The organism is Promicromonospora sp. NPDC050880, assembly GCF_044456525.1.
Classification (GTDB): domain Bacteria; phylum Actinomycetota; class Actinomycetes; order Actinomycetales; family Cellulomonadaceae; genus Promicromonospora.
Map to the genome: position 1 here is coordinate 1 of NZ_JBITFV010000001.1, position 26,527 is coordinate 26,527.

Genomic DNA, 26,527 nt, shown 5'->3' on the forward strand with positions numbered 1-26,527 from the left:
CTGAGATGACCATGCTTGCCCTGCATCCGGTGCCTCCCGAGATCAGCGTCTGCCCCATCTCACAGCACCCATTGCACTGACCGGTTGAATCCGCCATGACTCCGGACGGGCCGAGTTTCCGCTTGGCGAGGTACTCGAAGTCCGAATCCGAGTGCTGTTCGAGGACCGGGCGGGTGACGCGTTCGCGTCGGCGACTGCAATCGAGTTGTTCGAAGGAAACAAGCTCGTGGCGACGGGCGAGCTCCTCGACACGCCGTAGTGGCTCCTCACGTCTCGCGGCGGAGGAGCTAGCGACTGGGCTGGAGAGTTTCGTGCAGCAACTCGAGAGTTCGGTGCCTCGCTTCTGCCTCGCTTTCCCTGTTCCTGCCTCGGTTTCGCCTCGGATTCGGGCACCGCTAGTGACCGCTAGTGACCGCTCATGACCACCAGGTCTGGGTTAGACTCGACATGCTGGAATCGTTGAGATTCCGCCGATCCGACTCCGCCCACGCAGGCGAGCGAAGGATCGCAACCCGAGCCTTTCTGCTCGGCGGAGCGGGATGAACCCTTTCGAGAAGGTCGGGGGTTCGAATCCCCCTAGCTCCACAGACGGAAACCCCGCTTGACCAGGGCGAATGCTCCAGTCAAGCGGGGTTTCTTCGTTGCCTAGGAGGCGTCTTCCTCGGATTGCGGCCCCCCGGCGGCCCCCGCGTCGTCAGAGACCCCTTCGTTGAGGCGATCCAGGCCCGCCTTGTCGGCTCCGGTACCCAGGTAGTGCAGGAACCGGTTCGTGGTCGCGATGGACTCGTGGCCGCACCAGGTCTGCACCGTTCCGGGGTCGATGCGCCGTGCCAGCCAGAGGCACGCGGCGGTGTGCCGTAGGTCGTGGAGGCGTCGGCCACGGCCGGTCCCGACGTTGTTCCCGGCGTCGTCGAGCCTGGTCCAGTCGAGCGGCCGCAGTGATGACGACCGCCATAGTTGCGCCCCGCCTGACGTCAGAACGGGACGACAGCGGGCCTCAGCGGCTCATGGTCGCCCTCGCCGTGGTCCAGCGGGACGATTCCGTTCTCCTGGTCCAGCGTCGAGACGATGGCGCGCTCCGCTGGCAGTTCCCGGCTGGCATCGTGAAGCCCGGCGGGTCACCTGCCGATGCCGCCGTCCGTGAGACCTATGTCGAGACCGCCGTCCACTGCTCCGTCCGCGAGCAGATCGGAGCCCGTGTGCACCCGCACACGGGTGTGTATATCGAGTATTTCCACTGTGACTACCTCGCCGGTGAGGCGGAGAATCGCGACGTCGTGGAGAACGCCAGCGTCGCCTGGGTCGCCGTGGCGGACCTGGGAAAGTTCATACCGGAGAGCACTATCTACCCGCCCATTCTCGAAGTGCTGGGAGGCACGCATGTCTGAGGCAGTGACCGAAGAGAAGCCCGCCATCGCAGCGGCGATCATCGTCCAGGACGGGAAGCTGCTGATGGTTCAGCGGCGTGTTTCCGAGGGGTCGCTCTCGTGGCAGTTCCCCGCCGGTGCCGTCGAGCCGGGGGAGACATTCGAGCAGGCGGCGGTCCGTGAGGCGGCCGAAGAGGCTGGGCTCACGGTTCAGGCCGTGAAGTTGTTGGGGGAGCGTGTGCACCCGAACACCGGCCGCCTGATGGGCTACGTCGCGTGCGACGTCATCAGCGGCGAGGCGTACGTCGCTGACGCCGAAGAACTCGCAGACATCGTGTGGGCGACACCCGACAAGTTCACCGACTACGTGCCCTACGGCTTTGCGCCGGCGGTGCAGGACTACCTCACGGCGACGCTGGCCTGACGCGGTAGCGGTAGCGGAGTCGCGGACTATCCGTCGAGCGCCGGAACCCGGGTTTCGAGCCAAATCAGGGGTGTAGCTCGAGGGCCGCTACTCCGCTACCTCCGGCGAGAATCGTTGAAATCTAGCGGCTCCCGGAGTGGCGGGCGCGGTAGCGCCCCCGCTACCGGTAGCGGGGCTCTCCGCTACCTGCGCTACCCCGCTCGTCGCGCTGAGCGGGGTCGGCTACGGTCCTGCTCGCTTGCCGTAGACGGCTCAGGTGTCCTCTCCTGGCCGCCGACCCGATCGACCTTCTGTTGCCCGGGTTCGTCGTCAAGGTCAACCACAGTGGCATCGATCGTCCGGTCCCACCGGGCCTCTGCTCATAACAGGAGTAAGGAAATTCATTGGCCGCAAATCCGTTTGTTGACCGCCTGATCACGCAGGGTACCCCGTCGCAAAAGCTGCAATTCGCAGCGGCTTGCGCCGAGCGGTCTGCGGGCGTTCTGTTCTGGGCGGCATCGCTTGATGACCGAATGGCGGATGCTGACCTATACGGCCAGATACTGGATAGACTCTGGTCGGGAGTCGCGAAAGAGGGCGAGTGGGCTCGTCTTGTGGAGCAGATCGAGGGCACGCAGGATCTGGTGGATGGGCACGAGCGCGGCGGCGCATATTCTTATGCGTTCAGCGCTGGCGCGCTGATGCACTCGTGCTTGAACTTTGCTCGATCGATGTTTCCTTCCGGACTTTCTGGGATCGCTGAGGAAGCAACAAACAACGCGTCCCGGATAGGATTTAGAGTTGGTGTAAATCTTATCGATGAAGAACTGGGTGAGCATATGAGAGACGCCAACGCCGTTCTCCTATCTGCAGCGATGCCGAGTGCCGTGGACATGTTGCGCGAACGGGCACGCAGTATTGGGCGAGGGCGTCTCTCTGCATTGAAGAAGTGGGGGGACGAGAACGGCCTGTGAGCGGGCCTGCTCGACGGGAGAGCGCTTGTCGCATGAGGGATCCCGTGCCGCACCGGCACTTCGTTACCTACGGGATGAGCGAGCTGCGTGCGCCCCCCCGGCAGCCCTGGGCTGGACGCACCGCATGCACTCGGGAACCCGCTCCAGCAGGGCCGAAGATGGGCCCTGGCATCCTTCGGTCGGGGGTTCGAATCCCCTAGCTCCACAGACGGAAACCCCGCTTGACCAGGGCAAACGCTCCGGTCAAGCGGGGTTTCTTCGTTGCCTAGGGGGCGTCTTCCTCGGATTGCGGCCCCCCGGGGCCCCGCGTCATCAGCGACCCCTTCGTCCAGGCGATCCAAGCCCGCCTTGTCGGCTCCGGTCCCCAGGTCGTTCGGGTACCGGTTCGTGGTCGCGATGGACTCGTGGCCGCACCGCCCGAGAGCGTCGCCGCCGTCGTCGAGCGCGCGCTGACCGACCGGCGGCCGATGGCGCGCTACCTCACCGGTGCCGCGGCCCTGATGACGGCCGTCCTGAGGCGGGCGTTGCCGACCCGGGACGTCGATACGGTGACCGGCGTGATGATGGGGCTGCCGACACGGGTGGCCGACTGACGCTCAGGTTCGCCGTCGAGCGATCGCTCCCCAGATCACCAGGACGAGCAGCGAGCCCACCAGGGCCCAGAACCACGTCGTCAGCGAGAAGAACGAGTCGTTGACCTGGACATCGAACAGCGCTCCGCCGATCCATCCGCCGAGGAGCGCGCCGAGCACGCCCACGACGAGCGTGATGAGCCAGCCACCGGCGGCCCGGCCAGGAAGGATCGCTCGGGCGATGGCGCCCATGATGAGACCGATCAGGATCCAGCCGATGATTCCCATTGGTGCTCCCTTCGAGAACGGGTCGTGGTGGTGGTGACGCGCTCGTACTCAGTCCTTGAAGGCGTCCTTCACCTTCTCGCCGGCCTGCTTGAGCGATGCCTTGGCCTGGTCGGTCTCGCCGTCGGCCTGGAGCTCTTCGTCGTCGGTGGCCTTGCCGAGCGCCTCCTTGGCCTGACCCGTCGCGTCTTCGGCGGCATTCTTGAGCTTGTCGTCGATGCCCATGATGTCCTCTCTTCGCAAGGGGTTCTTTCACCTCCACCATCACTCGAACGGCAGAAGCTCGCCAGAGGAGGCCCTGGCTCCGGGCTCGTCGCACGTCAAGCCGGTCCTCTTCGGCCCGGTCAGTCCGGCTCGACGTACCCGGTGATCTCCCGGCGGAGCCCGGTGCGCTCCGCCCTCGGCTCCAGGGCTTCGTTGCCGGGCCAGTCGAGCGGTATCTCCGTCACGTCCGCACGGTCGAACTCGAGGACCGTGTCGTTGTCCAGGGCGCTGTACTCCGACCGGTAGGGGTCGTCCACCACCCCGGCCAGCCGGTCACCGTCCTGCGCGGTGACGCGCACGTACGGCGTGTCGGACCAGCCGGTCGCCGGGTCCCCGTTCCCGGAGACCTGGACGCGCACGACGTTGCCCACCGTGACGTGCTGCCGGATCCCGGGGTGCAGCTGGCCGCCGGACCAGTCGTACACGTCCTCGGGCCGCGGCCGGAACACCTGGTAGCCACCCTCCATGCGGTCAGGCTAACGACGGGACCACCGCGACGCTCCCCAGGTCGAGCCGGGCACCCTTGATCAATCTCATGTAACCGTGGTTACATGAGGCCCTATGACCGGCGAGTGGGTGCTGCTGAGCTACCGGCTGCCGCGGGAGCCGTCCTCGCCGCGCGTGGCGTTGTGGCGACGGCTGAAGCGGTACGGCGTCGCGCAGATCTCGGACGGGCTGGTCGCACTGCCGGCCGATGCCCGGACCCGGGAACAGCTCGAGTGGGCGGCCGACGAGGTGGTCGAGCGCGACGGAACCGCGAGCGTGTGGCTGGCACGCCCGGCCAGTGCCGCGCAGGAGCGCGAGCTCGCCGGGGCCATGGCGGGCGCCCGGGCCAAGGAGTACCTGGACCTGGAGGCCGCCGCCCGCGCTGCGCTGGACGAGGCACCTGCCGCACGGCGCAAGTCCCTGACCGGCCTGCGCCGCGCCTACCGCGACGTGCGCCGCCGCGACTTCTTCCCGCCTGCCGAACGGGATCGTGCGCAGGCGGCGCTGCACCGCCTGGAGGAGCTGGCGCGGCTCGACGACGACGCGGCACCGGCCGTGCGTGCGGCCACCCGGGGTGCGCGATGAGGTGGGCCACACGGGCCGGGGTGCACATCGACCGGGCCGCGTGCGCCTGGCTGATCAGCCGGTACATCGACCCGGGTGCCGTCTTCGTGTTCGTGGCGGACGCGAGCGAGGTGCCGACCGATGCGACGCCGTTCGACATGCGTGGGGTCGAGCTCGGCCACCACGGCCAGGACTGCAGCTTCGAGACCTTCCTGTCGCGCTACGAGCTGACCGACCCCGTCCTGGCCCGGATCGGACAGCTCGTGCACGAGGCCGACCTCGACGACGGCCGGTTCGACGCACCCGAGGCGCCCGGCCTCGACGTGATCCTGCGCGGCCTGTCGATGACCGGCGACGACGAACACACCCTCGCGATCTCCGGGCCCGTGTTCGACGGGCTCTACGAGTTCTACCGCCGCTCCTACCTCCTGGGCCGCGAACCCGCCTGAGGCCGAGACCGGTACCCGCGGCCCGGAACCCACCGCCGATCACACGACTCTGGAGTGCGATGAACGTCGACAGCACCAACCCCGACGCCGGGCAACAGCCCGGCGGCCGACAGCGGGACCTGGTCCCGTTCCGCACCGCCGTGCGCGCCTGGTTCGCGATCTCCTGGCAGACGTTCGGCGGACCGGCCGGCCAGATCGCCGTCATGCAGCGCACGCTGGTGGACGAGAAGCGGTGGATCGGGCAGGGCCGGTTCCTGCACGCGCTCAACTACTGCATGCTGCTGCCGGGGCCTGAGGCGCAGCAGCTCGCCGTGTACACGGGCTGGCTCCTGAACGGGTGGCGCGGTGGCATCCTCGCCGGAGGCCTGTTCGTGCTGCCCGGGATGCTCGCCCTGCTGGTCCTGTCCGCCGTGTACGTCGCGTTCGGCGACACGACCGTCGTCTCCGCGGTCTTCGCCGGCCTGGCACCGGCCGTCCTGGCCATCGTGGTCCAGGCCGTGCTGCGGGTGGGCAAGCGGGCGCTGACCAGCCCCGCGCTCGTCGTGCTCGCCGTCCTGGCGTTCGTGGCGCTCACCTTCTTCGCGGTGCCGTTCCCGCTCGTCGTGCTCGGTGCGGGCGTGGTCGGGTGGCTCGTGCACCGGTACGCCCCGGGCTGGATCGCCACCAGGCCGCCCCGCGACCAGGGCGACGGCCCCGCGCCGCTCATCCCCGACGACGCCCTGCACGCCGAGAAGCCCTCGGGGCGTCGGGCGCTGCGGGTGCTCCTGCTGGGACTCCTCGCCTGGGGGCTCCCGCTCGGCGCCGTCGCGCTGCTCACGGGTGCGGACAGCGTGTTCACCCAGCAGGGTCTGTTCTTCTCCGGCAGCGCCCTGGTGACGTTCGGCGGTGCCTACGCCGTGCTGGCCTATGTGGCCCAGCAGGCGGTGCAGACCTACGCCTGGGTCACGCCCGGGGAGATGACGCGCGGCCTGGCCCTGGCCGAGACCACACCCGGCCCGCTGATCATGGTCGTGCAGTTCGTCGCGTTCCTCGGCGCCTACCGCGATCCGGGCGACCTCGACCCCTGGGCCGCCGCGCTGCTCGGCGCGCTGCTGACCACCTGGGTCACGTTCGTGCCCTCGTTCCTGTTCATCTTCCTCGGCGCCCCCTACGTCGAGCGGCTCCGGGGCAACCGGGCGCTGTCCTCCGCGCTGACGGCGATCACCGCGGCGGTCGTCGGCGTCATCGCCAACCTCGCGATCTACTTCGCCACCCACACGCTGTTCGCGGCCTCGACCTCGTTCGCCGCCGGCCCGCTGCGGTTCGAGGTTCCCGACCTCACCAGCGTCCAGCCCGCGGCGCTCGGGATCGCCGTCGTGGCGGGGCTGCTGCTGTTCGTGGTGCGCTGGTCGGTGCTGCGGACCCTCGGGGTGTGCGCCCTGCTCGGGCTCGCTCTCGGGCTCGTGGGGTGGATCTAGCAGGTCTGCGCACCGGGAGGGATCAGCGCGTCCTGCCGTCCCGGTCGCGCACCAGCCGACGGGTGATCGCGGCCACGATCGTGCCGCCGCCGAGCGTGCCCACCAGCACGAGGATCGCCCCGACCGCCCACAGCCCCGAGTCGTCGCTCGCCGCGGCCTGGATCGTCCAGGCCGTGGTGAAGGGCAGCGCGACGCCGAGCACCGCGAGCCAGGCCGGCACGAGCAGGGATCCGATGACCACCAGGCCGACGAGCGCGACGACGCACGCGACGACCTGGACCGTGCCGTAGGGACCGGTGACGGCGCCGGTCACGGGGTCGACGTCCTGGGTCGTGTCCTGGCCGAGGGCCCACCAGGTGGTGACCGAGAGTACGACGAGCGTGAACGTGGCAAGAGCGATGAAGGAGGGGTTCCGCGTCGTCATGGCTCCATTGTGCAGTGGCCCGGCCCCGGGCGTGCCCGCCGGCTCGTCATGCCGTCCGCACCCAGGGCGGCGGACCGGTGGTCGCACCCGCGCACGCGTCGGACGGGGAACCCGCCCTGCTCAGCCCTCGCTCGTGACCGAACGCCGTGCCTCGTCCCGGAACTTCGCGGGGGACGCCCCGACCACGCGGCGGAACGCGGTGCTGAACGCGCTCTCGGACTGGTAGCCCGTGGCCCGCGCGAGCTCCGAGATCGACAGCGTGTCCCGGGCAAGGGCGTCGCGCGCGAGGCTCATGCGCCACTGGATCAGGTACTCCAGGGGCGGCACCCCGACGTGGCTCTTGAACGACTGGGCGAACGCGGAACGCGACATGTGGCTCAGCTCGGCGAGCTCCTGGAGGCTCCAGGAGTGGGCCACGTCCGCGTGCACCGCGCGCAGGGCGGTGCCGATGCCGTCGTCGTTGAGCGCACCCAGCCAGCCGGTGGGCCGGTCGGTCTGGCCGGCGTGCGCGCGCAGCATGTGCACGAGCAGGATCTGCGCGAGGTGGTTCTGCACCAGCGGCCCGCCGGCGGCAGCGGAACCGACCTCGGTGGCCAGGTGGTCGATGAGCTGACCGAGCCGTGCGCCGTGCGGATCGGCGGCGCGGACGATCACGAGCGGCGGCAGCAGGTCGGTCAGGAGCGCCGCGTTCTGCTCGTCGAACCCGATGTGCCCCACGCAGAGGTAGACGTCCTGGTCGGACTCCGGGCCGATCCGCACGAACCCGTCCACGGCCTCCGCCCACACCTCCTGCGCGGGGCGCGGACGGGCTCCGGGCGTGCTGGCCAGGACGTAGGGCGGCGGGTTGCCCAGCATGAAGGTGTCGCCCTCGCGCAGGAGCACGGGTTCGTGCCCGTCCAGGGTCAGCCAGCACGTGCCACGGACCAGGCCGCCGATCCGCACGTGCAGGAAGGTCTCGAAGCGCAGCGCCCACTCGCCCACGGCCCGGAGGCTCGGGCCGACCACCGTGCGAGGCCGCAGCAGACCGATCGCATCGGCCACCGGGTCCTGAAAGCCCAGCATCGACGACACCTCCTGGACGATACGTCAAGAATTCGCGGGCAGGCGCCATGGATCGTACAGGATGGTCACGGCCCGGGCGTGGGCCCCGTGGAACCTGGACGGATAAACCTTTCGTGCCGGTCGACCGCCCGATGGCACCATCGAACCGTGATCGATCCCGGACTGAGCGGAAAGACCGTCCTGGTGACCGGCGGCGGCATGAACATCGGCGCAGCCGTCTCCCGCGCCTTCGCCGCACAGGGTGCGCGCGTGGCCGTGCACCACGTGGGCGGCTCGGCGTCAGGATCCCGCGAGCACGCGCGCGCCGCCACCGACGAGGTCCACGCCTTCGTGGCGTCCCTGCCCGGCGCCGTCGCCGTCGAGGCCGACTTCCTCGTGCCGGGCGCCGCCGCGCGGCTCATGGACCAGGTCACCGCACGGCTCGGTCCGGTCGACGTGCTCGTGAACAACGCCGCGCACGCCGAGGAGTCCGACTCGTTCGACACCGTCGGCGAGGCCGGGTTCGAACGCACCTACCGCGTCAACGCCGTGGTGCCCGCGATGCTCGTCGCCGAGCTCGCGCGCCGGCTGCCCGACGACGCCGCACCGGGCGGCGTCTCCGTCGTCAACATCTCGACCGACGCCGCCCGCGGCTTTCCCGGGCAGGTCTCCTACGGCACCTCGAAGGCGGCACTCGAGTCGCTGACGCGCGGCGCCGCCGTCGACCTCGGCCCGAGGATCCGGGTCAACGCCGTGGCGCCGGGGCCGGTGCAGACCGGATGGATGAGTGACGAGCTCGTGGACGCCGTCGTGCCGGCGATCCCCCTGGGCCGGGTCGGCGACCCGGCCGACATCGCCGATGCGGTGGTCTTCCTGGCCTCGCACCAGGCCAGGTGGATCACCGGCCAGGTGGTGCAGGTCGCGGGCGGGCACTTCCTCTAGCTCGCCGGGCGACGCGCGGCCGTTACTCTTTCGTGACATCCCGGTGCAGACGGGGTACATTCGTGGCGGCCCGCCGTGCGGCGGGACGTCCTGGCGGGCGCCGAGCCCTGTCACCGCCCGGAGTCACCGACGAACCACAGGACAGGGACGGGGGACCCACTTCCGGGCACTGCGGTGTCCTCGGGGTGAAGTCGGCGGACGTCGTCCGTCGGCCGGGTCAGTCTCCGACCCGAACCCGACAGCTAACCTCGCAGGCGCCGGGAGATACGTTCCATGCCATCGAAGACCCTCGGGCACCTGCCAGCGCCTCCACACCTTTCCCCACGTCGGGGAGCACGATGAGGCACGGGCAGGAGCGATCCCTGCCGCAGTCCTTCGCGCCGCGTCCGGCACCTGCCCGGCGAACGCGCGGGCGCCACAGCAAGGGGCGGCACGCCGCGCCGGCACGGCGGCCGCGGACCTCGATGCTGGGCCGGCTGCCCCTCACTCTCGGCGTCGGCCTCGCCCTCGCCTCGACGACGTCGTTCACCGCCGCCTCCTTCGGCGCGCCGGGAACCGGTGAGCCCCTCCTCTCTGCGCCCGACGGCGCGGCCGCGCTCACGGGCGCGGGCCCGGCGTCGGCGGCCCTGGCCGATCGGAGCAGCGGAGCCTCGCGGAGCCAGGAGCGCACGTCGCTCGAGCGGTCCGCCGGCGTCACGGTCCCTGGCGACGCGGTGCTGCCCGTCGAGAAGTCGGCTCCCGTGCAGGTCGAAGCACCTCCGGTGCTGCCCGGCTGCGACGGCGTGGCCACGGGCGAGGGTCTCAACGGCCAGCTTCCCGTCAGCGAGCTGTGCGACCTCTGGGACGGCTACCCGCCGATCCGCGCCGACGCGGCGGTGGCCCTGGCGCGTCTCAACCAGGCCTACACCGAGCAGTTCGGCGAGTCGCTCTGCCTCACGGACGGCTACCGCAGCTACGCGCAGCAGGTCGCGGCCAAGGCGGCGAAGCCCACCCTGACGGCGACCCCTGGCACCTCGAACCACGGCTGGGGTCTGGCGGTGGACATCTGTGCCGACGGCTACGCCGGCGAGCGCTGGGACTGGCTCAAGGCGAACGCGCCCGAGTACGGGTGGGACAACCCGCTCTGGGCCCAGGCCGGCGGTGCCGGCCCCTACGAGCCGTGGCACTGGGAGTTCACGGCCGCGGTGACGGACGCCGCCCGATGAGCCGCCGGGTGCGGACGGCGGGGGTGTGATGAGCCCGACCCGTCGCCTGCGTGCGCTCCTCGCCGGACCTGGTTCGGGGTCGGCGGGAGTGCTGTCCGTGCTGTTCCTCGTGCTCGCCGTGCTGGGTGGGCCGGTCGTGTGCGGCATCCATGCCGACGAGCACCCGCAGGCGCATCACGGTTCAGCCGTCGAGGCGGCGTCCGGCCCGGCAGGCGGCCTGGTCCCGGCGGACCGCGCCGAGCCCACGTCCGACGGCGGCGAGGCGCACTGCTCGGACCACGGCCGCGCGACGGCGCAGACCGACCCCGTCGTGTCGTCGTCGTCCGGTCTGGCCGCCGTCGCCGAGCCCGCGGTGCAGGGGATCGCGCCCGTCCTGGCGTACCCGGACCACCGGACCGCGCCGGGCGTGGTGCGCCCGGCCGCGCCGAGCCTGCACGCCCTGGGGATCTGCCGGACGTAGGACGCCGGCCACGTCGACGCCGAGGCGTCGACCGCCGGCGCGCCGCCCACCGACGGGCCGCGCGTGGTTCTTCGTTCGAGCAGAAAGGCCGATCTTCTGATGGACCCCACGATCTCTGCTGCCCCGACCGCACGCGGTCGGGGCAGGCACCGGGCGGTACGCCGCCCCTTGTTCACCACCACCGCCCAGGTGGCGGCCGTGCAGGCCGTCACCCGAGGCGCCGTCGTGGCTGCGGGCTCCGGTCTGCTGATGTCCCTGGTGGCCGCCCCGGCGCAGGCGGCGCCGGCCGGCGGTGTCGCCGCGACGGTCGAGGGCGGCGTGCTCCAGGGCAGCCTCAACAGCGCCGACCTCGACGCCCTGGCCGGTCAGGCCCGGGCCGCGCTCGCCTCCGCGCCGGTGGTGACCGTGGCCACCGACGCGGAGCTGAAGGTCGAGAAGGCCGCGGTGTCGGTCGTCTCCGCCGCGGAGAACGACGAGTACCAGGCGCAGCTCGCCGCGGAGGCCGAGGCGGAGGCTGCCGAGGCGGCGGCCGCTGCTGCGGCGGAAGCGGCGCAAGCAGCCGCCGCGGTCGAGATCCCGGCCTCGGCGTCGGGTTCCGCGGTGGTGTCGATCGCCATGCGGTACCTCGGTGTGCCCTACCTCTGGGCCGGCTCGACGCCCGAGGGCTTCGACTGCTCCGGGTTCACGTCCTACGTGTTCGCGCAGGTGGGCATCGACCTGCCGCGCACCTCCTCGGAGCAGCGGTACGCCGGGACCGAGGTGTCCTGGGCCGACGCCCGGCCGGGCGACCTCATCTGGAGCCCGGGTCACATCGCGATCTACGCGGGTGACGGCATGCAGGTCGAGGCGCCGGTGCCGGGCAAGACGGTCCGGTACACCGCCATCTGGCAGTCCAACCCGACGTTCCTGCGGGTCGGCTGAGACCCCTGTCCGGGGCGAGGCCAGCCCCTCGCCCCGGACAGGTACCGCGCCGGACCCGGGCCGGTCACGCGCCGTCCGGCACGGCGACCACCTTGCCGTGCACCTGGCCCGCCTCCGCCTGCACGTGGAGCGCGGGCAGCTCGCTCAGCGGAACCCGCCGGGCGATCTCGACGTGCAGCTCACCGTCGTCGACGAGCGTGACGAGCTGTGCGAGCACGTCCGCGTCGGGGTGCAGGAAGACCGTGGCGGCGCGCACGCCGCGCGCCTCGTCGCCGGGCGTCGTGACCCGCGGCGTGGTGGAGACCACCACGCCGCCGTCGCGGACCCGGGCGGCCATCGCGGTGAACCCCTCGGGGGTGATCGGGGCCAGGTTGAGCAGCACGTCGACGGGTTCGGTCACCGCGTCGAGCACCGAGGTGGTCGTGTGGTCGACGATCTCGTCCGCGCCCGCCGCCCGGACGCTCTCGGCGCTGCGGGGGCTCGCCGTGGCCACGACGTGTGCGCCGGCCCGCTTGGCGAGCTGCACGGCGTAGCCGCCCACGGGGCCGCCGGCGCCGTTGACGAGCACCCGCTGGCCCGCCTCGAGCCCGCCCGCCTCGAAGAGCGCCTGCCAGGCGGTGAGCCCGACCGACGGGAGACCGGCGGCGTCGGCGAGGGGGATCGCCGTCGGCGCCGGCACGAGGTCACCGGCCGGTGCGACGACGTACTCCGCCGCGGAGCCGTCGGCGCTCATGGGGATGAACCCGACCACCTCCTGGCCCACGGTGAGGCCGTCCACGCCCTCGCCCACCGCGTCGACCGTGCCGGAGACGTCGTAGCCGGGGACGTGGGGCAGCGTCACCGGGATCGGCAGGAATCCGCCGCGGATGCCGCCGTCCGCCGGGTTGTACGCCGAGCCGGCGACCCGGACCCGCACCTCGCCGGCGCCGGGCACCGGCTGGTCGGCGTCCTCGTACCGCAGGACCTCGGGGCCGCCCGTCTCGTGGAACCGCACTGCCTTCATGATGTTTCCCTCCGTCGTGTGCTTCGGATTCGAAGCAACTGCGGAGGACGCTAGCACTGCTTCGAACTTGAAGCAAGTGATTCGAAGTCGAAGCACGGTAAGATCTGTCGATGACCTCCTCGCCGCCTTCCCTGGATGCCACGCAGCTCGGCGCCTACTTCGCCCTCATCGAGGCGAGCAGCCTGCTGAAGCACACCGTCGAGCAGCAGCTCCAGGACGCGGGCGGCCTCAGCTACGTGCAGTTCCAGCTCCTCGCGAGCCTCGGCGACTCCCCGACGGGCAGCCGGCGGATGACCGACCTGGCCGACGGCGTCGTCTACAGCCGCAGCGGCCTCACCTACCAGGCGCAGACCCTGGAGAAGCGCGGCCTCGTCACCCGCACGCAGGCCTCCGACGACGAGCGCGGCGTCACGGTGACCATCACGCAGGAGGGCCGCGCCGTGCTGGCGGCGGTGTTCCCGGGCCACATCGCCGTGCTCGATGACCTGCTGTTCGCACCGCTGACCCGGACCGACATCGAGACCCTCGCCGACATCCTCGGCCGCGCGCGCGACCACATGCGGCGGACGCCGCCGCGGTCGGCCGGGCCGCGCCGGCGCAAGAGGGCGGCGGCTCCGGAGCAGGCCCCGTAGGCCGGGTCGCGCGCCACCGGTGAGTTGTGGAGCCCGGCGTCGTCTGACCCTGTGAACCCGTCGTCAGCGCACTCCCAGAAGGTGGTCCCCATGATCGACAAGAAGTTCACCGCGATCCTCCGCAAGAGCCCGAACGAGGGCGGCTGGACCTACGTGGTCTGGCCCGAGTCCGCCGAGTTCTTCCAGACCCGTGGCCTGGTCAAGGTCCGGGGCACGATCGACGGCCACCCGTTCCGCAGCTCGTTCATGGCGCTGGGCGACGGCACGCACAAGCTCCCCGTGAAGGCCGACGTCCGCACGGCGATCGGCAAGGAGGAGGGCGACACCGTGACCGTGCACCTGGAGGAGCGGCTGTAGGAGCGGCGTCGCCCGGCGGCGGATTTTCCGTGGTCAGGCGCCCGGGCGCCTGCCTAGGCTGCCGGGCGTGCATCCGTTCGACGACCTGGCCGGCCTCCCGCACCGCGAGGTGGCCGGACGCCTCCTCGCCGACGGCTGGAACGTGTGCGGCCTCGGCGACTGGGCCACGGTCTGGCGCTCTCCCGACGGTGCGCTGGTCGCCCGGGTGAGCCCCTTCGAGCCGGCGTACCAGGTCTTCGTGGCGCTGTGCCGCACGCTGGACGGCCATCCGCTGCTCCCGCACATCGAGTTCGACGCCCCGCTGGACGGCGGCGGTCGCCTCACCGTGCTCGAGTTCCTCACCCCGGCCGGGTCGGCCGAGGCCGACGCCGTCGTGCGCCGCTGGGAGGCGGCGCTGCCCGGCGACCCTGTCACCGAGGTGCGCCGCGAGGCGGAACGGCTCGACGCCGAGGCGGCCCGGGCGATCCCGTTCTGGGGCGGCCTCGACCACAACCCCGGCAACGTGCTGCGCACCGCGGCCGGCGAGCCAAAGCTGGTCGACCTGTTCTACGCGGCCGGCCTGGAGATCTACCGGGTGCTGGCCGAGAACCCGGCCGAGATCGCCGAGGCCTTCCCGCCGGACCAGCGCCGCTACGTCTGCGACATCGCCGCGCTGGCCCGCCAGGCGGGTCCGGGTGAGCTGGCTGCCCTGCGCGCCGCGGCGGACAGCATCGCCTGACGTCGCCCGTCCGGGGCGACCGTGCCCCCGACACGGCGGTGCGGTCAGCGGCCGGTTGCGCTCCGGACGAGCTCGAAGTCGAACGGACTGGCCCGGACGATCGCCAGGGCGCGCCGCACCGCGCCCACGTGGACACCGTCGGAACCCAGCGCGGAGGCCACGATCGCGGGCACCGGCGGGTGGATGTAGGAGGGCAGCCGTTCCGCGGCCCGCGCCACGACCGGGCCCAGCGCCGGGGCGAGCGCGCCACCCACGACGATCCGCTCGACGTCGAGCAGTGACGCGATGACGGCGCAGACGCGGGCGAGCCGGTCGGCGAGCTGCTCGACGATGCCGACGGCGACGGCGTCGCCGCCCTGCGCCGCCGCGAGCACGTCGGCGGCGTCGAGCGTGGCGGGGTCGTGCCCGCCCAGCGCCGAGCCGGCCAGGTCACCGGCGTCGGCCGCGCGGCGGGCCAGCTCGCGGGCCACGTGGGCCAGGCCGTCGGCCGACCCGACGCCCTCGACCAGGTCGAGCAGCCGCATCTCGCCGGCCCCGCCGCGCGGGCCCCGGAGCAGGGTGCCGTCGATGATGAGCCCGGCCCCGAAGCGCTCCCCGGACAGCAGCGTGGCGAACGACGACTGCCCGACGCCGGCACCGGTGGTCCACTCCGCGACGGCGGCCAGGTTGGCGTCGTTCTCGACGGTGACCGACTGGCCGACGTCGGCGAACTCCTCGGCGAGGCCCGGGTTCATGCGGGCCCAGAAGCGCCCCTGGTTGCCCGGCGGTGAGGCGCCCTGGGCGTCGGTCGGTGCCGGGACGCCGAGCACCACGGCGAGCACCGGGCCGGCCTGCTCGCCGGTGCTGCCGGTGCCGCTGCCGCTGGTGCCGACGGCGTCGTCGATCGCGCGGCGGATGGTGCGTACCCGGGTCGCGGGGGAGGCGTCGGCCCGCAGCTCCTGGGCGGAGCGGGCGAGCACGGCGCCGCGCAGGTCTGCCACCGAGGCGGTCACGTGGTGCTGCCCGGCGTCGACCCCGACGACACGGCCCGCGCGCGGGTCGAACGCGTACCGCCGCGCGGGGCGGCCCAGGCGGTACTCGCCGGCGGCCCGGGCGTCGTCGAGCTCGCTGACCCAGCCGCGCGCGGTGAGCTCGTCGCACAGCGCGAGCACGGTGGAGCGGGTGAGGCCGGTGTCGGCCATCACGTCGCTGGCGGTGAACGTCTCCCGGTCCCAGACGAGCCGGAGCGCGGCGGCGGCGTTGGTGTGCCGCAGCAGCCGGGCGGAGCTGGCCACGGGGTAGGAGTCCACCCCTTGACTCTAGCGCGCGCCGCGTACATGATCGGGACAGTAAATCTAGACATTAGATTTAGGTCCGCACCAGCGTGGGTGGGGGCCGGACCAAGGAGACGACGACGTGCCAGCACCTTCCCGTCCACCGTCGCAGGGACTGAGCCGACGGGCCTTCCTCGGCGCCGGCCTGCTCGGCGCCGGCCTCGCGCTGACGGGCTGCGGGCCCCTCGGCCGGGGCGCCGAGGTGTCGTTCCACCAGTCCAAGCCCGAGGCCATCGGCTACTTCGGCGAGCTCCTGGGCCGGTTCCGCCAGGCACACCCGGGCCTGCGGGTCAGCCACGACTCGTCGTCGAACCTGTCGGCCGGGTTCGTCCGCAACTCGCCGCCCGACCTCGGGTGCCTCAACTACAACTTCGAGGTGGCGCGGTTCGTGGACCGCGGCGCGATGAGCGACCTCGGCGACCTGCCCGAGGCGGGCCGGATCAACCCCGACCTGCTGCCGCTCGTCGACCTGACGGCGTCGTACCCCGGGCGCACCAGCGTGCTGCCGTACTCCCTCATGGCCGCCGGAGTGCTCTACAACCGCACGCTCTTCGCCGACCACGGACTGGTGCCGCCGACCACGTGGTCGGAGCTGATCGAGGTCTGCGACGCCCTGACCGACGCGGGCGTGACCCCGTTCTACGGCACCTACGCCGACCCGTGGACGGTGGGGCAGGGGCTGTTCGACTACACCGTGGGCGGGATGGTCGACGTCACCGCGTTCTTCGAGGCCCTGGCCCAGCAGGGCGCCGACACGGGGCCGGACTCGCCGGTCTCGTTCGAGAAGCACCTCCGCGAGCCGGTCGAGCGCATGCTCACCCTGGTGGGCTACTCCAACGCCGACGCCGCGAGCCGGGGCTACGGCGACGGCAACCTCGCCTTCGCGCGGGGTCAGGCGGCGATGTACCTCCAGGGCCCGTGGGCGCTCACGGAGATCGCCAAGACGGCGCCCGACCTCGACGTCGGCGTCTTCCCGCTCCCCATGACGGACGACCCGGCGGACCGCAAGGTGCGGGTCAACGTCGACCTGGCGCTGTGGATCCCCGAGATCTCACCCAACCAGGACACCGCCCGCGAGCTCCTGACGTTCCTCATGCGGCCTGAGGTCATCGACACCTACAACGCCGACAACCTCGGCTTCGGCGTCACCACCGACGCGCCGCCGGTCACCCACCCCACCCTCGTCGAGCTGCAGACCTACTACGACGACGCCCGGTTCTACCTCGGCCCGTCGCAGCTCGTGCCGCAGTCCATCCCGATCTACAACTACGCCCAGGCGCTCGTCACCGGTGCCGACCCGGGCGCCGTGCTGCGCACCGTCGACGCCGACTGGGCGCGGCTGGCCCGCCGCTCCTGAACCCGCCCCCGAACCCGAGGACCTGTCATGGCGACACCAGCCACCACGCTCCCCGAGGCCCGCACCGCAGCGGCCCTCGCCGAGGGAACGTCGGTGCGCCCCGCCCCACGGCGGCGCGTCGACGCGACCTACTACCTGTTCCTGCTGCCCACCGTCGCGCTGTTCACGCTCGCGATCACCGTCCCCGCGATCATGGGCGTGGCCTACAGCTTCACCGACTCCATCGGCTTCGGTGAGGCCCGCTTCATCGGTCTGACCAACTACGCCGTGCTGTTCTCCGACCCGGCGATCCTGAGCTCCTACGGGTTCACCGTCGGGTTCGCGCTGGTCACGGTGGTCGTCGTCAACGTCGTGGCGTTCCTGCTCGCGATCGGGCTGGCGGCCCGCATCCCCGCCCGGGCGGCGCTGCGCACGGTGTTCGTGCTGCCCATGGTGGTCTCCGGCATCATCATCGCCTACGTCTTCAACTTCCTGTTCTCCAACTCGCTGCCGCAGCTCGCCTCCGCCGTCGGGCTCACGGCGCTCCAGGAGAGCGTGCTGGCCGACCCGGACCTGGCCTGGACGGCGATCGTGGTGGTCACGGCCTGGCAGGCGATCCCGTCGGCGCTGCTGGTCTACACCGCCGGCATCGTCTCCATCCCCGGCGAGGTGTACGAGGCGGCCAGCATCGACGGCGCCTCCGGCTGGCGGCAGCTGCGCACCATCACGTTGCCACTGCTCGCGGGGTACGTGCTCATCAACATGGTGATCGGGTTCAAGAACTTCCTGAACGCCTACGACGTCATCGTGGGCCTCACCGACGGCGGACCAGGCACCGCCACCCGCAGCGTGGCCATGACCATCTTCTCGGGGTTCACCGGCGGCGACTACGCCTACCAGATGGCGAACGCCACCGTCTTCTTCCTCATCGCCCTCGTGCTGGCCCTGGTGCAGCTGCGGCTCACCCGTGGAAAGGTGGCTGTCTGATGTCCAGGCGCATCAATGTCCCGGTCACCGTCGTCCTGCTCACGTGCACGCTCGCCGTCCTGGTGCCGCTCTACGTCACGGTCACGATGGCGCTGAAGACCACCGAGCAGTCGGTGGACGGCAACGCGTTCTCGCTCCCTGCCCCGGTCAGCCTCGACGGGCTGGCCGAGGCCTGGACCCTGACCAGCTTCCCCCGGTCGTTCGCGGTCTCGCTGCTCGTCACGGCGGTCGCGGTCGCCGGGACCGTCGTGCTCAGCTCCGTCGCGTCCTACGCCATCGCCCGCAACTGGGACCGGCGCCTGTTCCGGTGGTCGTTCTTCTACCTGCTCGGCGCGATGTTCCTGCCCTTCCCGGTGCTCGCGCTGTCCCAGGTGCGGCTCACGGGGCTCGCGGGCCTGGACAACCCGGTCGGGGTCGCGATCCTGCACGTGATGTTCCAGCTCTCGTTCAGCACCCTGCTGTACACGGCGTTCCTGCGCTCGCTGCCCGCCGAGCTGGAGGAGAGCGCCCGGCTCGACGGCGCCACCACGTGGCAGGTCTTCTGGCGGCTGGTGTTCCCGCTGCTGGCGCCGATGAGCGCGACGGTGGGCATCTTCGCCTTCCTGGCATCGTGGAACGACTTCATGATGCCGTTCCTGATCACGTCGGACCCGGCGCTGCAGACCCTGCCCGTGCTGCAGAACATCTTCCAGACCCAGTTCAGCAACAACTACAACGTCGCCTTCGCGTCCTACCTCATGGCCATGGCGCCGGCGATCGTCGTCTACCTGTTCACGCAGCGCTGGGTGATGTCCGGGGTCACCCAGGGCGCCGTCAAGTGACCAGCCCCGGCTAGCCGGTCCCGACAAGCCCAGCCAGACAAGCCCAGCCAGACAAGCAAGGAGAACGATCACCTCATGACCGAAGTGATGGAGCCCACCCTCACCCCCGACTCCTCCGCCGGAGACGCCACCTGGTGGCGGCAGGCCGCCGTCTACCAGATCTACCCGCGCGCGTTCGCCGACGCGGACGGGGACGGCATCGGCGACCTCCCGGGCATCACCGCGCACGTGCCGTACCTGCGTGAGCTCGGCGTCGACGCCGTCTGGCTCAGCCCGTTCTACCCGTCGGCGCTCGCGGACGGCGGCTACGACGTGGACGACTACCGCGACGTGGACCCGCGCCTGGGCACGCTCGACGACTTCGACGCGCTGGTGGCCGCGCTGCACGACGCCGGGATCAAGCTGATCGTGGACCTCGTGCCGAACCACACCTCGGACCGGCACGTCTGGTTCCAGGAGGCCCTGCGGTCGCCGAAGGGATCGCCCGCGCGCGACCGCTACATCTTCCGTGACGGCAAGGGGCCGGACGGTGCCGAGCCGCCCGCCGACTGGCAGTCGGTGTTCGGCGGCCCGGCCTGGGAGCCGGTCGGGGACGGCCAGTGGTACATGCACCACTTCGCTACCGAGCAGCCGGACCTGAACTGGAAGAACCCCGAGGTCCGGGCCGACTTCCTGCACACGCTGCGGTTCTGGTCGGACCGCGGGGTGGACGGGTTCCGGGTCGACGTCGCGCACGGGCTCGCCAAGGACCTCGGTGAGGAGCTGCCCAGCCAGGCCGAGCTCGACGCCACGCCGCGCGACGGCAACCACCCCCTGTGGGACCGGGACGACGTGCACGACATCTACGCCGAGTGGCGCACGGTCTTCGACTCCTACGACCCGCCCCGCACCGCCGTCGCCGAGGCGTGGGTGGCCGCGGACCGCCGGGCGCGCTACGCCAGCGCCCACGGCCTGGGCCAGGCGTTCAACTTCGACCTGCTGGAGGCCGACTTCGACGCCGGGCAGTTCCGCGAGATCATCACGTTCAACCTGGAGCTCGCTGAGACGTCCGGGTCGTCCACGACGTGGGTGTTCTCCAACCACGACGTCGTGCGGCACGCCACCCGCTACGGCCTGCCCCCGCGTGGCACCGGTGCGGCCGGCGGCGACCACACCGCGGAGAAGCAGGGCAAGCGGTGGCTGCTCTCGGGCGGCACCGAGCCCGTGCTCCAGCGGGAGCTCGGGCTGCGCCGGGCACGTGCGGCGACGCTGCTGGAGCTCGCGCTGCCGGGCTCCTCGTACCTCTACCAGGGGGAGGAGCTGGGCCTGCACGAGGTGGCCGACATCCCCGACGAGTCGCGCCAGGACCCGACGTTCTTCCGGAGCCCGGGCATCGAGATCGGCCGCGACGGGTGCCGTGTCCCGCTGCCCTGGACGCGCGAGGGTGCCTCGTTCGGGTTCGGTGCCGGGCCCGCCGACCTGCCGCAGCCAGACTGGTTCGGGGACCTCGCGGTGGAGGTGCAGGAGCAGGACCCGGCCTCGACGCTCGCGCTGTACCGCCGGGCCCTCGCCCTGCGCCGGGAGCTGCAGACCGACGAGACCATGGAGTGGCACGACACCGGCCGCGACGACGTGCTCGCGTTCCGCCGGCCGAACGGCTGGCTGAGCGTCACCAACTTCGGTGACGACGTCGTCGACCTTCCCGCCGGCGAGGTGCTGCTGACCAGCGCCCCGCTCGACGGCGGCCGCCTGCCGGGAGCGACCACGGCCTGGCTGCGGGTCTGACCGGCTACCCGGCCCGGCGGCGGTCGAGGCGGTCCGGCAGCCGGTCGAACCCCGCCGACACGTAGGTGGCCACCGCCGGGGTGCGCGCTCTCTCGGTGATGACGACGGCGCTGGACGAGCCGAGCTCACGCAGGGCGGCCACCCCGGCCAGGGTGACCGCCCTGCCGTAGCCGTGCCCGCGGTGGTCCGGGTGCACGCCGAGGGGCTCGACCAGGCCGGGCCGCCCGGCGCCGGCCGACCAGACCGTGGTCGCGCCGACCGCCGCGCCCGCCTCGTCGTAGGCGACCAGGCACCGGGCGTCGGCGTAGAGCGGGCCGGCTGCCATCGCGTGCCAGCGGTCGTCGGTGAACGAGGGGCCGCCGAACGCGGCCCGGTGGACGGCGGTGCGCTCGCCGGCCCGGTCGGGTCCGGCCACCTCCACCCGAACGCCCGGGGCCTCGACCGGGCCGGCGAGGTCGCGCACCAGCGGGGCCCACGGCTCGTCGTCGCCCCAGCCCGCCTCGCCGAGCAGCTCGCTCACCAGGGCGCCCGGCGGCGCCTCGACCATGACTTCCCCGCCCGGCAGCACGCCGCGCTCCGGCGTCGTCACGTCGGCCACCATCCTGCGGGCCAGGGACTCGTCCCGGCGCACGTCGGGCGCCGTGCTGAGACGTAGCAGGTCCGCACCGTCGAGCAGGCCGACGGCGAGCACGTGTCCGTCCCGTGTCCAGGTGCGGACGGCCGCGGCCGTCGCCGTGGTGCCCCACCGCCAGAACCAGCCGATGTCCCCGGGGTGGAGCTGCACGGGATCCGTGTCGGACTGCCACTCCCGCAGCACGTCGACGACCCGGGTCAGGTCGTCGGCGCCGGGCACGTTCAGGTGGATCGTCATACCGGCGATCCAAGCCGGTGCCGGTCCGGTCGGCGATCTTTTTCTCGGGCCCCGCCCGGCACGGGAGGGGCCCGGACGCGGACTCACCCCGGGCGCGACGCACTCGCCTGCGCCTTTCCCTGTTCCTGGGCGGCACGGGCGATGTTGCGCTGCATGCCGCCGAACACGATGCCGTGGAAGGGACTGATCGCCCACCAGTACAGCTGCCCGGGCAGCCCGCGCGGCGAGAACACCGCCCGCTGGCGGAAGGTGGGCCGGGCCGAGCCCGGGTCCTCGACGGACAGCTCCAGCCAGGCCCGCCCCGGCAGGCGCATCTCCGCGCGCAGCCGCAGCATGTGGCCCGGGTCGATCGCCTCGACGCGCCACCAGTCCAGGGCGTCACCGGGGGAGAGCTGATGGGGGTGCCGGCGACCGCGGCGCAGGCCGGGACCGCCGAAGAGGCGGTCGAGCACGCCCCGGGCGACCCAGCCGAGGCGCCAGGAGTACCAGCCGTGCGCCCCGCCGATGCCCTCGATCACCGTCCACAGCGCCTCGGCCGAGGTGTCCACCCGGCGCGAGCGGTCGTCGACCAGCAGGCTCCCGCCCGCCCAGTCCGGGTCCTGGGGCAGCGGGTCGGACGGCGCACCCGGCGTGGAGGCGGACACCCAGCTCGTCCGGACGTCGAGGTCACGGATCCGGGTCAGGGCGAGCGTCACCGCGTCGTCGAAGCCGAGGAGCCCGCCCGGCGGGTCGGGCACGTACTCCTTGATGTCGTCCTCCTGGGCCACCACCTCGTGCACCAGCGATCCCACGAGGGGTCGCGCGATACCCGGCGGCACCGGTGTCACCAGCCCCACCCAGAGGCTCGCCAGGCGGGGCGTCAGCACGGGGACCGCTCCGACCAGCCGGCGGCGCAGCCCGGCCACGGCGGCGTAGCGCTGCATCATCTCGCGGTAGGTGAGCACCTCGGGTCCGCCGACGTCGAAGGCACGGCTGACGTCCGCCGGGACGCGGGCGGCACCGACGAGGTAGCGCAGCACGTCCCGGACCGCGATGGGCTGGATGCGGTTGTCGATCCAGCGCGGCGCGACCATCACGGGCAGCCGCTCGGTGAGGTACCGCATCATCTCGAAGGAGGCACTGCCGGAACCGAGGATCACGGCGGCGCGGAGCACGACGGTCGGCGCGCCGCCGTCGAGCAGGATCTCCTCGACCTCCCGGCGGGACTCCAGGTGCGGGGACAGCCGTTCCTTCTCGGGGTGCAGCCCGCCGAGGTAGACCACACGGCCGACGGCCGCCTCCCGGGCCACCACCGCGAACCCGCGGGCCGTGCTCCGGTCGCGCTCGGCGAACCCGGGTCCGGCGCCGAGCGCGTGGATCAGGTAGTACGCGACGTCGACGCCGTCGAGGGCCCGGCGCAGGTCCGCACGCGACGTCGCGTCGCCTGCCGCCACCTCGACCTGGCCGGCCCACTCGCGCGGCGCGACCCGTTCGGGATGCCGGGCGAGCACGCGCACGTCGTACCCGGCCGACAGCAGCTCGGGGACCAGGCGCCCGCCGATGTACCCGGTCGCGCCGGTCACGAGGGCGAGGGGCACGGTCACTCACCAGCCTTTCGCACACAACAGGAAGCCAAGCAGACTACTAGTTAGGCTAGAGAGTATCGCGGTCGCTGTCGTGCCGGGCCGTCGGCCGACCGGACGGGACACGAGGAGGAGCACCACATGGCACAGGAGAGATCCACCGACCGGACCGGGCAGGTCGCCGTCACCCTCAGCTTCCTGGTGTGCCTCGCCGGCTCCATGATCGGCGTCGGGGTGTTCGGCGGCACCCCGATCTCCTCGGCGGCGGGCGGTGCGCTCTCCACCGACGCCACGCTCCTGGCACCGGCCTCGGGTGCCTTCGCGGTGTGGACGGTGGTCTACCTCGGGCTCGCCGGCTACACCGTGCTCCAGTGGTTCCCGGTGGCCGAGGACAGGCAGCGTCGCCTGCGGCTGCCGGTGGCCGGGACCATGCTGCTCAACGCCGCGTGGATCCTGGTGGTGCAGGCGGGCCGGCTCTGGGTGAGTGTGCTGGTCATCGGGGTTCTGTTGATGCTCCTGAGCCGCATCTTTGTCCTGTTGACCCGCACCCGCGCGAGCGGTCCGCTGGATCGCGTGCTCGTCGACGGGGTGCTCGGTGTCTACCTGGGCTGGGTCTGCGTCGCGACCGTGGCCAACGTCGCGGCGGCCCTCGTCGCCTCCGGGTTCGGTGGCGCGGGCCGCACGCCGGACGGGTGGGCGGTCGCCGTGCTCGTCGCGGTCGCCGGCATCGGCGTCGCGCTCGCCGTGCGAGGCCGGGGGCGGTTGGCGGTCGGTGCCGCCGTCGCCTGGGGCCTGGCCTGGATCGCCGTGGCCCGGTGGGACGGTGCGCTCCCGTCGGCCCCGGTGGCCTGGACCGCTGCCGCCGCTGCCGCCGTCGTGCTCGGCACGACGCTGGCCGTGCGGGCGCGGGCGGTGGCCCGGCCGGCCACCTGACGCGGACCGCCGAGGGCCGGCCCTGCGCCGTCCGGGGCACGAGGCCGGTCGCGGCGACGCGGGCTCAGTGACCGCCCGAGATCACGAAGACCAGGCCCGTGACGACCGCCGCGACCACCGTGCCCAGGCACAGCACCGCTCCGGCCAGGCGCACGGGCCCCGGCCGGGGCGGGCTCACGGGGGCGTTCCCGTCCGTCGTGGCTCCGTCCGGGACCGGCCCGGTGCCGGCCAGGAGGCGCAGCCCCAGGGCGAACAGCGCGGGGATCCCGGCGCCGACGAGCACGCCCGCCACCAGCACCTGGCCCAGCGCACCCCACTCGATGAAGTCGTTCACGGCTGCTCTCCCTTCGAGGTGGTGCCGGCGTTCCCGGCGTCGTCCGCTCCCACGGAGCTGATGGCCCGGCCGACGGAGGAGGCCGTCGCCACGGCGGGCACGGGGGCGACGCGCTCGCCGCCCGTGGCGCCCGTCGTCGCGGCGACCGGCTGCACGTCGGCGCCCTTGTCCTCGTCCCAGTCCTCGTTGACGGTGGCGTGGTTGACCGGCCGGCGCCGCGAGGCGATCCAGATGGCGAGGGTGGACGCCACCAGCACGACGAGCACCGCGATGGTGCCCGCCGCGCCGCCGATGGCCGACTCGAGCCAGTGGCACAGCGCGCCGACCAGCCCGGCGGCCGGCAGGGTCAGGGCCCAGGCCACGAACATGCGCCCGGCGACGCTCCAGCGCACCTTCGCGCCCGGCATGCCGACGCCGGAGCCGAGCACCGAGCCGGTCGCGACGTGCGTGGTCGAGAGCGAGAAGCCGAAGTGGCTGGACAGGAGGATGACCGCCGCGGACGACGTCTCCGCGGCCATGCCCTGGCGCGTGTCGATCTCGACGAGGCCCTTGCCGAGCGTGCGGATGACCCGCCAGCCACCCATGTAGGTGCCGACGGCCATGGCGATCGCACAGCTGAGGATGACCCACAGGGGCACGTCGGAGTCGGCGGGCACCGCGCCGCCCGCGATGAGCGCGAGCAGGATGATGCCCATCGACTTCTGCGCGTCGTTGGTGCCGTGCGCCAGCGAGACCAGCGAGGCCGAGCCGATCTGGCCCCAGCGGAAGCCGCGGTTGGTCACGTCCTGGGGTACTCCGCGGGTCAGGCGCGCGACGCACCACGTGCCGAGGCCGGCCACGGCGATCGCGATGAGCGGGGCGAGCAGGGCGGGCAGCAGCACCTTGGACACCACGCCGGTCCACAGCACCCCCGACGTGCCCACCGCTGCCAGCACCGCGCCCACCATGCCGCCGACGAGGGCGTGCGAGGAGCTGGAGGGGATGCCGAGCAGCCAGGTGAGCAAGTTCCAGACGATGCCGCCCACCAGGCCGGCCAGCACCACCGGCAGGGTGATCACCTCGGCATCGACGATGCCCTTGGCGATGGTGGCGGCGACGGCGAGCGAGAGGAACGCCCCGACGAGGTTGAGCACGGCGGACAGCGCGACGGCGGTCCGCGGCCGGAGGGCGCGGGTGGCGATGGACGTGGCCATCGCGTTCCCCGTGTCGTGGAATCCGTTCGTGAAGTCGAAGGCGAGTGCTGTCACGACGACGAGCACGAGCAGGAGCGTTTCGGTCACGCCCTCGATGGTCGGAGACGGATCAGGGGTCGAACCGCGATTTCGGGCGAAAGCAAGGCACTGTTCCGCCATCGTTCATCTGATGTTCACCTGACGGCCGACCCGAGGCCGGGCCGGTGTGCCGCGCCTCACTGCGCCAGGGCCTCCCGCAGGGTGCCGGCCACGGCAGCCAGGTCGTCGCTGAAGCTCGTGCCGTCCCCGGCGGTCCAGCGGCGGAAGGCCAGGCCGAGCGTCGCGGCCCCGACCTGCGCCACGAGCGCGGCGGTGCCGGGCTCCGCGCCGCGTTCCAGCAGGGCCTCCTCGATCGCCGCGACCACGCCTGCCGCCTTGGTCCGCTCGCGCTCCTGGAGCTCCGGGCTCGCGTCGATCACGACCCGCCGGCGGGCGGCGTGGCCGTGGTCCACGAGCGTGGCCACCTGGGCGCCGACGCGGCCGAGGGCGTCGAGCGCCGCGGCGAACGGCGGCGCGTCCGGGTCGGCGGCGAGCACCGCCGCGCGGACGGCGTCCGGCAGGCGTTCCGCGCCCGCGAAGAGCACCTCGCGCTTGTCCGGGAAGTAGCGGAAGTAGGTGCGACGGGTCAGGCCGGCGCGCTCCGCGATGTCCGACACGGTCACCGTGTCGTAGCCGCGCTCCAGGTACAGGTCGAGCGCGGCCTCGGTCAGGCGCTCCTGCGCTCCGGGATCCCATCTCGCCACGATCAGAGACTAGCACTGATGACACTGTGTGCCATGAGTGCTACCGTGATGATGACACACGGTGACATCACTCGGGTACGGGCATGCCCGGCCTGACGAGAAGGAGA

Annotated in this window: 32 protein-coding genes and 1 riboswitch; of the genes, 19 read left to right on the forward strand and 13 right to left on the reverse strand. The window is 72.2% G+C overall.

The genetic code is table 11. From position 1 onward, the window contains the following. Window positions 1–645: 645 nt before the first annotated feature. Entirely contained in the window at window positions 646–978 is a 333-nt protein-coding gene (locus ACIBBF_RS00005; RefSeq protein WP_397410641.1) for a tyrosine-type recombinase/integrase, read from the reverse strand. Here ACIBBF_RS00005 and ACIBBF_RS00010 point away from each other — a divergent pair. The 4 genes from ACIBBF_RS00010 to ACIBBF_RS00025 all read left to right on the forward strand — a co-directional run bounded on the left by ACIBBF_RS00010 (window position 942) and on the right by ACIBBF_RS00025 (window position 3,337). Then, window positions 942–1,388 (forward strand): NUDIX hydrolase, encoded by a 447-nt coding sequence (locus ACIBBF_RS00010; protein ID WP_397410643.1) that lies wholly within the window; start codon window positions 942–944, stop codon window positions 1,386–1,388. The genes ACIBBF_RS00005 and ACIBBF_RS00010 overlap by 37 nt on opposite strands. Then, window positions 1,381–1,791, forward strand: a complete 411-nt coding sequence (locus ACIBBF_RS00015; protein WP_397409196.1) for an NUDIX hydrolase — start codon at window positions 1,381–1,383, stop codon at window positions 1,789–1,791. The genes ACIBBF_RS00010 and ACIBBF_RS00015 overlap by 8 nt, the downstream gene beginning before the upstream one ends. 383 nt (window positions 1,792–2,174) lie before the next feature. Continuing rightward, complete coding sequence (locus ACIBBF_RS00020; RefSeq protein WP_397409198.1) at window positions 2,175–2,744, forward strand: hypothetical protein; 570 nt, start codon at window positions 2,175–2,177, stop codon at window positions 2,742–2,744. Window positions 2,745–3,148: 404 nt separating this feature from the next. Continuing rightward, window positions 3,149–3,337, forward strand: a complete 189-nt coding sequence (locus ACIBBF_RS00025) for a hypothetical protein (protein ID WP_397409200.1) — start codon at window positions 3,149–3,151, stop codon at window positions 3,335–3,337. 3 nt (window positions 3,338–3,340) lie between these two features. Here ACIBBF_RS00025 and ACIBBF_RS00030 read toward each other — a convergent pair whose 3' ends face one another. The 3 genes from ACIBBF_RS00030 to ACIBBF_RS00040 form a co-directional block, all read right to left on the reverse strand. Further along, window positions 3,341–3,604: a GlsB/YeaQ/YmgE family stress response membrane protein gene (locus ACIBBF_RS00030; RefSeq protein ID WP_397409202.1), complete on the reverse strand. Its 264-nt coding sequence runs from the start codon at window positions 3,602–3,604 to the stop codon at window positions 3,341–3,343. A 48-nt stretch (window positions 3,605–3,652) separates the two neighbouring features. After that, entirely contained in the window at window positions 3,653–3,826 is a 174-nt protein-coding gene (locus tag ACIBBF_RS00035; protein WP_397409204.1) for a CsbD family protein, read from the reverse strand. A 119-nt stretch (window positions 3,827–3,945) separates the two neighbouring features. Next, window positions 3,946–4,332: a hypothetical protein gene (locus tag ACIBBF_RS00040; RefSeq protein WP_397409206.1), complete on the reverse strand. Its 387-nt coding sequence runs from the start codon at window positions 4,330–4,332 to the stop codon at window positions 3,946–3,948. A 94-nt stretch (window positions 4,333–4,426) separates the two neighbouring features. Between ACIBBF_RS00040 and ACIBBF_RS00045 the strand changes: the two genes are divergently transcribed. The 3 genes from ACIBBF_RS00045 to chrA are packed head-to-tail and all read left to right on the forward strand — an operon-like array spanning window position 4,427 to window position 6,821. Further along, window positions 4,427–4,936 (forward strand): Chromate resistance protein ChrB, encoded by a 510-nt coding sequence (locus ACIBBF_RS00045; RefSeq protein WP_397409208.1) that lies wholly within the window; start codon window positions 4,427–4,429, stop codon window positions 4,934–4,936. Then, window positions 4,933–5,364 (forward strand): chromate resistance protein ChrB domain-containing protein, encoded by a 432-nt coding sequence (locus ACIBBF_RS00050; RefSeq protein ID WP_397409210.1) that lies wholly within the window; start codon window positions 4,933–4,935, stop codon window positions 5,362–5,364. The genes ACIBBF_RS00045 and ACIBBF_RS00050 overlap by 4 nt, the downstream gene beginning before the upstream one ends. A 59-nt stretch (window positions 5,365–5,423) precedes the next feature. After that, the gene (chrA, locus tag ACIBBF_RS00055) at window positions 5,424–6,821 is read left to right on the forward strand and encodes a chromate efflux transporter (protein WP_397409212.1); all 1,398 of its coding nucleotides are present in this window, start codon (window positions 5,424–5,426) and stop codon (window positions 6,819–6,821) included. Window positions 6,822–6,843: 22 nt separating this feature from the next. Here the strand turns inward: chrA and ACIBBF_RS00060 are convergent, their stop codons facing one another. Both ACIBBF_RS00060 and ACIBBF_RS00065 read right to left on the reverse strand, forming a co-directional pair. Beyond that, window positions 6,844–7,245 (reverse strand): hypothetical protein, encoded by a 402-nt coding sequence (locus ACIBBF_RS00060; RefSeq protein ID WP_397409214.1) that lies wholly within the window; start codon window positions 7,243–7,245, stop codon window positions 6,844–6,846. 120 nt (window positions 7,246–7,365) lie between these two features. After that, window positions 7,366–8,307 carry an AraC family transcriptional regulator gene (locus tag ACIBBF_RS00065; protein WP_397409216.1) on the reverse strand — a complete coding sequence of 314 codons (942 nt, stop codon included), beginning with the start codon at window positions 8,305–8,307 and terminating at the stop codon, window positions 7,366–7,368. Between the two features lie 147 nt (window positions 8,308–8,454). On the opposite strand from ACIBBF_RS00065, the gene ACIBBF_RS00070 reads away from it, so the two are divergent. The 4 genes from ACIBBF_RS00070 to ACIBBF_RS00085 all read left to right on the forward strand — a co-directional run bounded on the left by ACIBBF_RS00070 (window position 8,455) and on the right by ACIBBF_RS00085 (window position 11,814). Beyond that, window positions 8,455–9,228 carry an SDR family NAD(P)-dependent oxidoreductase gene (locus ACIBBF_RS00070; protein WP_397409218.1) on the forward strand — a complete coding sequence of 258 codons (774 nt, stop codon included), beginning with the start codon at window positions 8,455–8,457 and terminating at the stop codon, window positions 9,226–9,228. Between the two features lie 117 nt (window positions 9,229–9,345). Beyond that, window positions 9,346–9,499: riboswitch (cyclic di-AMP (ydaO/yuaA leader) on the forward strand. A gap of 67 nt (window positions 9,500–9,566) precedes the next feature. After that, window positions 9,567–10,433 (forward strand): M15 family metallopeptidase, encoded by an 867-nt coding sequence (locus ACIBBF_RS00075; RefSeq protein WP_397409220.1) that lies wholly within the window; start codon window positions 9,567–9,569, stop codon window positions 10,431–10,433. Between the two features lie 28 nt (window positions 10,434–10,461). Beyond that, window positions 10,462–10,893 (forward strand): hypothetical protein, encoded by a 432-nt coding sequence (locus ACIBBF_RS00080; protein ID WP_397409222.1) that lies wholly within the window; start codon window positions 10,462–10,464, stop codon window positions 10,891–10,893. Window positions 10,894–11,061: 168 nt separating this feature from the next. After that, a complete protein-coding gene (locus ACIBBF_RS00085) occupies window positions 11,062–11,814 on the forward strand; it encodes a C40 family peptidase (RefSeq protein WP_397409224.1) in 753 nt (250 codons plus the stop codon). Window positions 11,815–11,878: 64 nt separating this feature from the next. Here the strand turns inward: ACIBBF_RS00085 and ACIBBF_RS00090 are convergent, their stop codons facing one another. Further along, window positions 11,879–12,817 (reverse strand): NADP-dependent oxidoreductase, encoded by a 939-nt coding sequence (locus tag ACIBBF_RS00090; protein ID WP_397409226.1) that lies wholly within the window; start codon window positions 12,815–12,817, stop codon window positions 11,879–11,881. A 110-nt stretch (window positions 12,818–12,927) separates the two neighbouring features. On the opposite strand from ACIBBF_RS00090, the gene ACIBBF_RS00095 reads away from it, so the two are divergent. The 3 genes from ACIBBF_RS00095 (at window position 12,928) to ACIBBF_RS00105 (ending at window position 14,524) form a co-directional block, all read left to right on the forward strand. Continuing rightward, a complete protein-coding gene (locus ACIBBF_RS00095; protein ID WP_397409228.1) occupies window positions 12,928–13,449 on the forward strand; it encodes a MarR family winged helix-turn-helix transcriptional regulator in 522 nt (173 codons plus the stop codon). Between the two features lie 90 nt (window positions 13,450–13,539). Continuing rightward, complete coding sequence (locus tag ACIBBF_RS00100; RefSeq protein WP_397409230.1) at window positions 13,540–13,806, forward strand: DUF1905 domain-containing protein; 267 nt, start codon at window positions 13,540–13,542, stop codon at window positions 13,804–13,806. A gap of 67 nt (window positions 13,807–13,873) precedes the next feature. After that, entirely contained in the window at window positions 13,874–14,524 is a 651-nt protein-coding gene (locus ACIBBF_RS00105) for a hypothetical protein (RefSeq protein ID WP_397409232.1), read from the forward strand. Window positions 14,525–14,568: 44 nt separating this feature from the next. Here the strand turns inward: ACIBBF_RS00105 and ACIBBF_RS00110 are convergent, their stop codons facing one another. Beyond that, window positions 14,569–15,813 carry an ROK family protein gene (locus ACIBBF_RS00110; RefSeq protein ID WP_397409234.1) on the reverse strand — a complete coding sequence of 415 codons (1,245 nt, stop codon included), beginning with the start codon at window positions 15,811–15,813 and terminating at the stop codon, window positions 14,569–14,571. Between the two features lie 106 nt (window positions 15,814–15,919). Here ACIBBF_RS00110 and ACIBBF_RS00115 point away from each other — a divergent pair, with 106 nt between their 5' ends. The 4 genes from ACIBBF_RS00115 (at window position 15,920) to ACIBBF_RS00130 (ending at window position 20,745) form a co-directional block, all read left to right on the forward strand. Beyond that, window positions 15,920–17,194, forward strand: coding sequence for an ABC transporter substrate-binding protein (locus ACIBBF_RS00115; protein ID WP_397409236.1), 1,275 nt, complete (start codon window positions 15,920–15,922; stop codon window positions 17,192–17,194). Between the two features lie 27 nt (window positions 17,195–17,221). Beyond that, window positions 17,222–18,160, forward strand: a complete 939-nt coding sequence (locus tag ACIBBF_RS00120) for a carbohydrate ABC transporter permease (RefSeq protein WP_397409238.1) — start codon at window positions 17,222–17,224, stop codon at window positions 18,158–18,160. After that, on the forward strand, window positions 18,160–18,981 hold the full coding sequence (locus ACIBBF_RS00125) for a carbohydrate ABC transporter permease (RefSeq protein ID WP_397409240.1): 822 nt from the start codon (window positions 18,160–18,162) through the stop codon (window positions 18,979–18,981). Before ACIBBF_RS00120 ends, ACIBBF_RS00125 begins: the two co-directional genes overlap by 1 nt. A gap of 75 nt (window positions 18,982–19,056) precedes the next feature. After that, window positions 19,057–20,745: a glycoside hydrolase family 13 protein gene (locus ACIBBF_RS00130; RefSeq protein ID WP_397409242.1), complete on the forward strand. Its 1,689-nt coding sequence runs from the start codon at window positions 19,057–19,059 to the stop codon at window positions 20,743–20,745. A 4-nt stretch (window positions 20,746–20,749) separates the two neighbouring features. On the opposite strand, the gene ACIBBF_RS00135 is transcribed toward ACIBBF_RS00130, so the two are convergent. Together ACIBBF_RS00135 and ACIBBF_RS00140 are read right to left on the reverse strand one after the other, a co-directional pair. After that, the gene (locus tag ACIBBF_RS00135; protein ID WP_397409244.1) at window positions 20,750–21,616 is read right to left on the reverse strand and encodes a GNAT family N-acetyltransferase; all 867 of its coding nucleotides are present in this window, start codon (window positions 21,614–21,616) and stop codon (window positions 20,750–20,752) included. An 83-nt stretch (window positions 21,617–21,699) separates the two neighbouring features. Then, window positions 21,700–23,193 (reverse strand): SDR family oxidoreductase, encoded by a 1,494-nt coding sequence (locus ACIBBF_RS00140; protein WP_397410645.1) that lies wholly within the window; start codon window positions 23,191–23,193, stop codon window positions 21,700–21,702. A gap of 126 nt (window positions 23,194–23,319) precedes the next feature. On the opposite strand from ACIBBF_RS00140, the gene ACIBBF_RS00145 reads away from it, so the two are divergent. Next, window positions 23,320–24,111, forward strand: a complete 792-nt coding sequence (locus ACIBBF_RS00145; RefSeq protein ID WP_397409246.1) for a tryptophan-rich sensory protein — start codon at window positions 23,320–23,322, stop codon at window positions 24,109–24,111. Window positions 24,112–24,175: 64 nt separating this feature from the next. Here the strand turns inward: ACIBBF_RS00145 and ACIBBF_RS00150 are convergent, their stop codons facing one another. The 3 genes from ACIBBF_RS00150 to ACIBBF_RS00160 form a co-directional block, all read right to left on the reverse strand. Continuing rightward, window positions 24,176–24,445: a hypothetical protein gene (locus ACIBBF_RS00150; protein ID WP_397409248.1), complete on the reverse strand. Its 270-nt coding sequence runs from the start codon at window positions 24,443–24,445 to the stop codon at window positions 24,176–24,178. After that, window positions 24,442–25,725: an anion permease gene (locus ACIBBF_RS00155; RefSeq protein WP_397409250.1), complete on the reverse strand. Its 1,284-nt coding sequence runs from the start codon at window positions 25,723–25,725 to the stop codon at window positions 24,442–24,444. The genes ACIBBF_RS00150 and ACIBBF_RS00155 overlap by 4 nt, the downstream gene beginning before the upstream one ends. A gap of 128 nt (window positions 25,726–25,853) precedes the next feature. Next, window positions 25,854–26,420 carry a TetR family transcriptional regulator gene (locus ACIBBF_RS00160; protein ID WP_397409252.1) on the reverse strand — a complete coding sequence of 189 codons (567 nt, stop codon included), beginning with the start codon at window positions 26,418–26,420 and terminating at the stop codon, window positions 25,854–25,856. Between the last annotated feature and the right edge of the window lie 107 nt (window positions 26,421–26,527).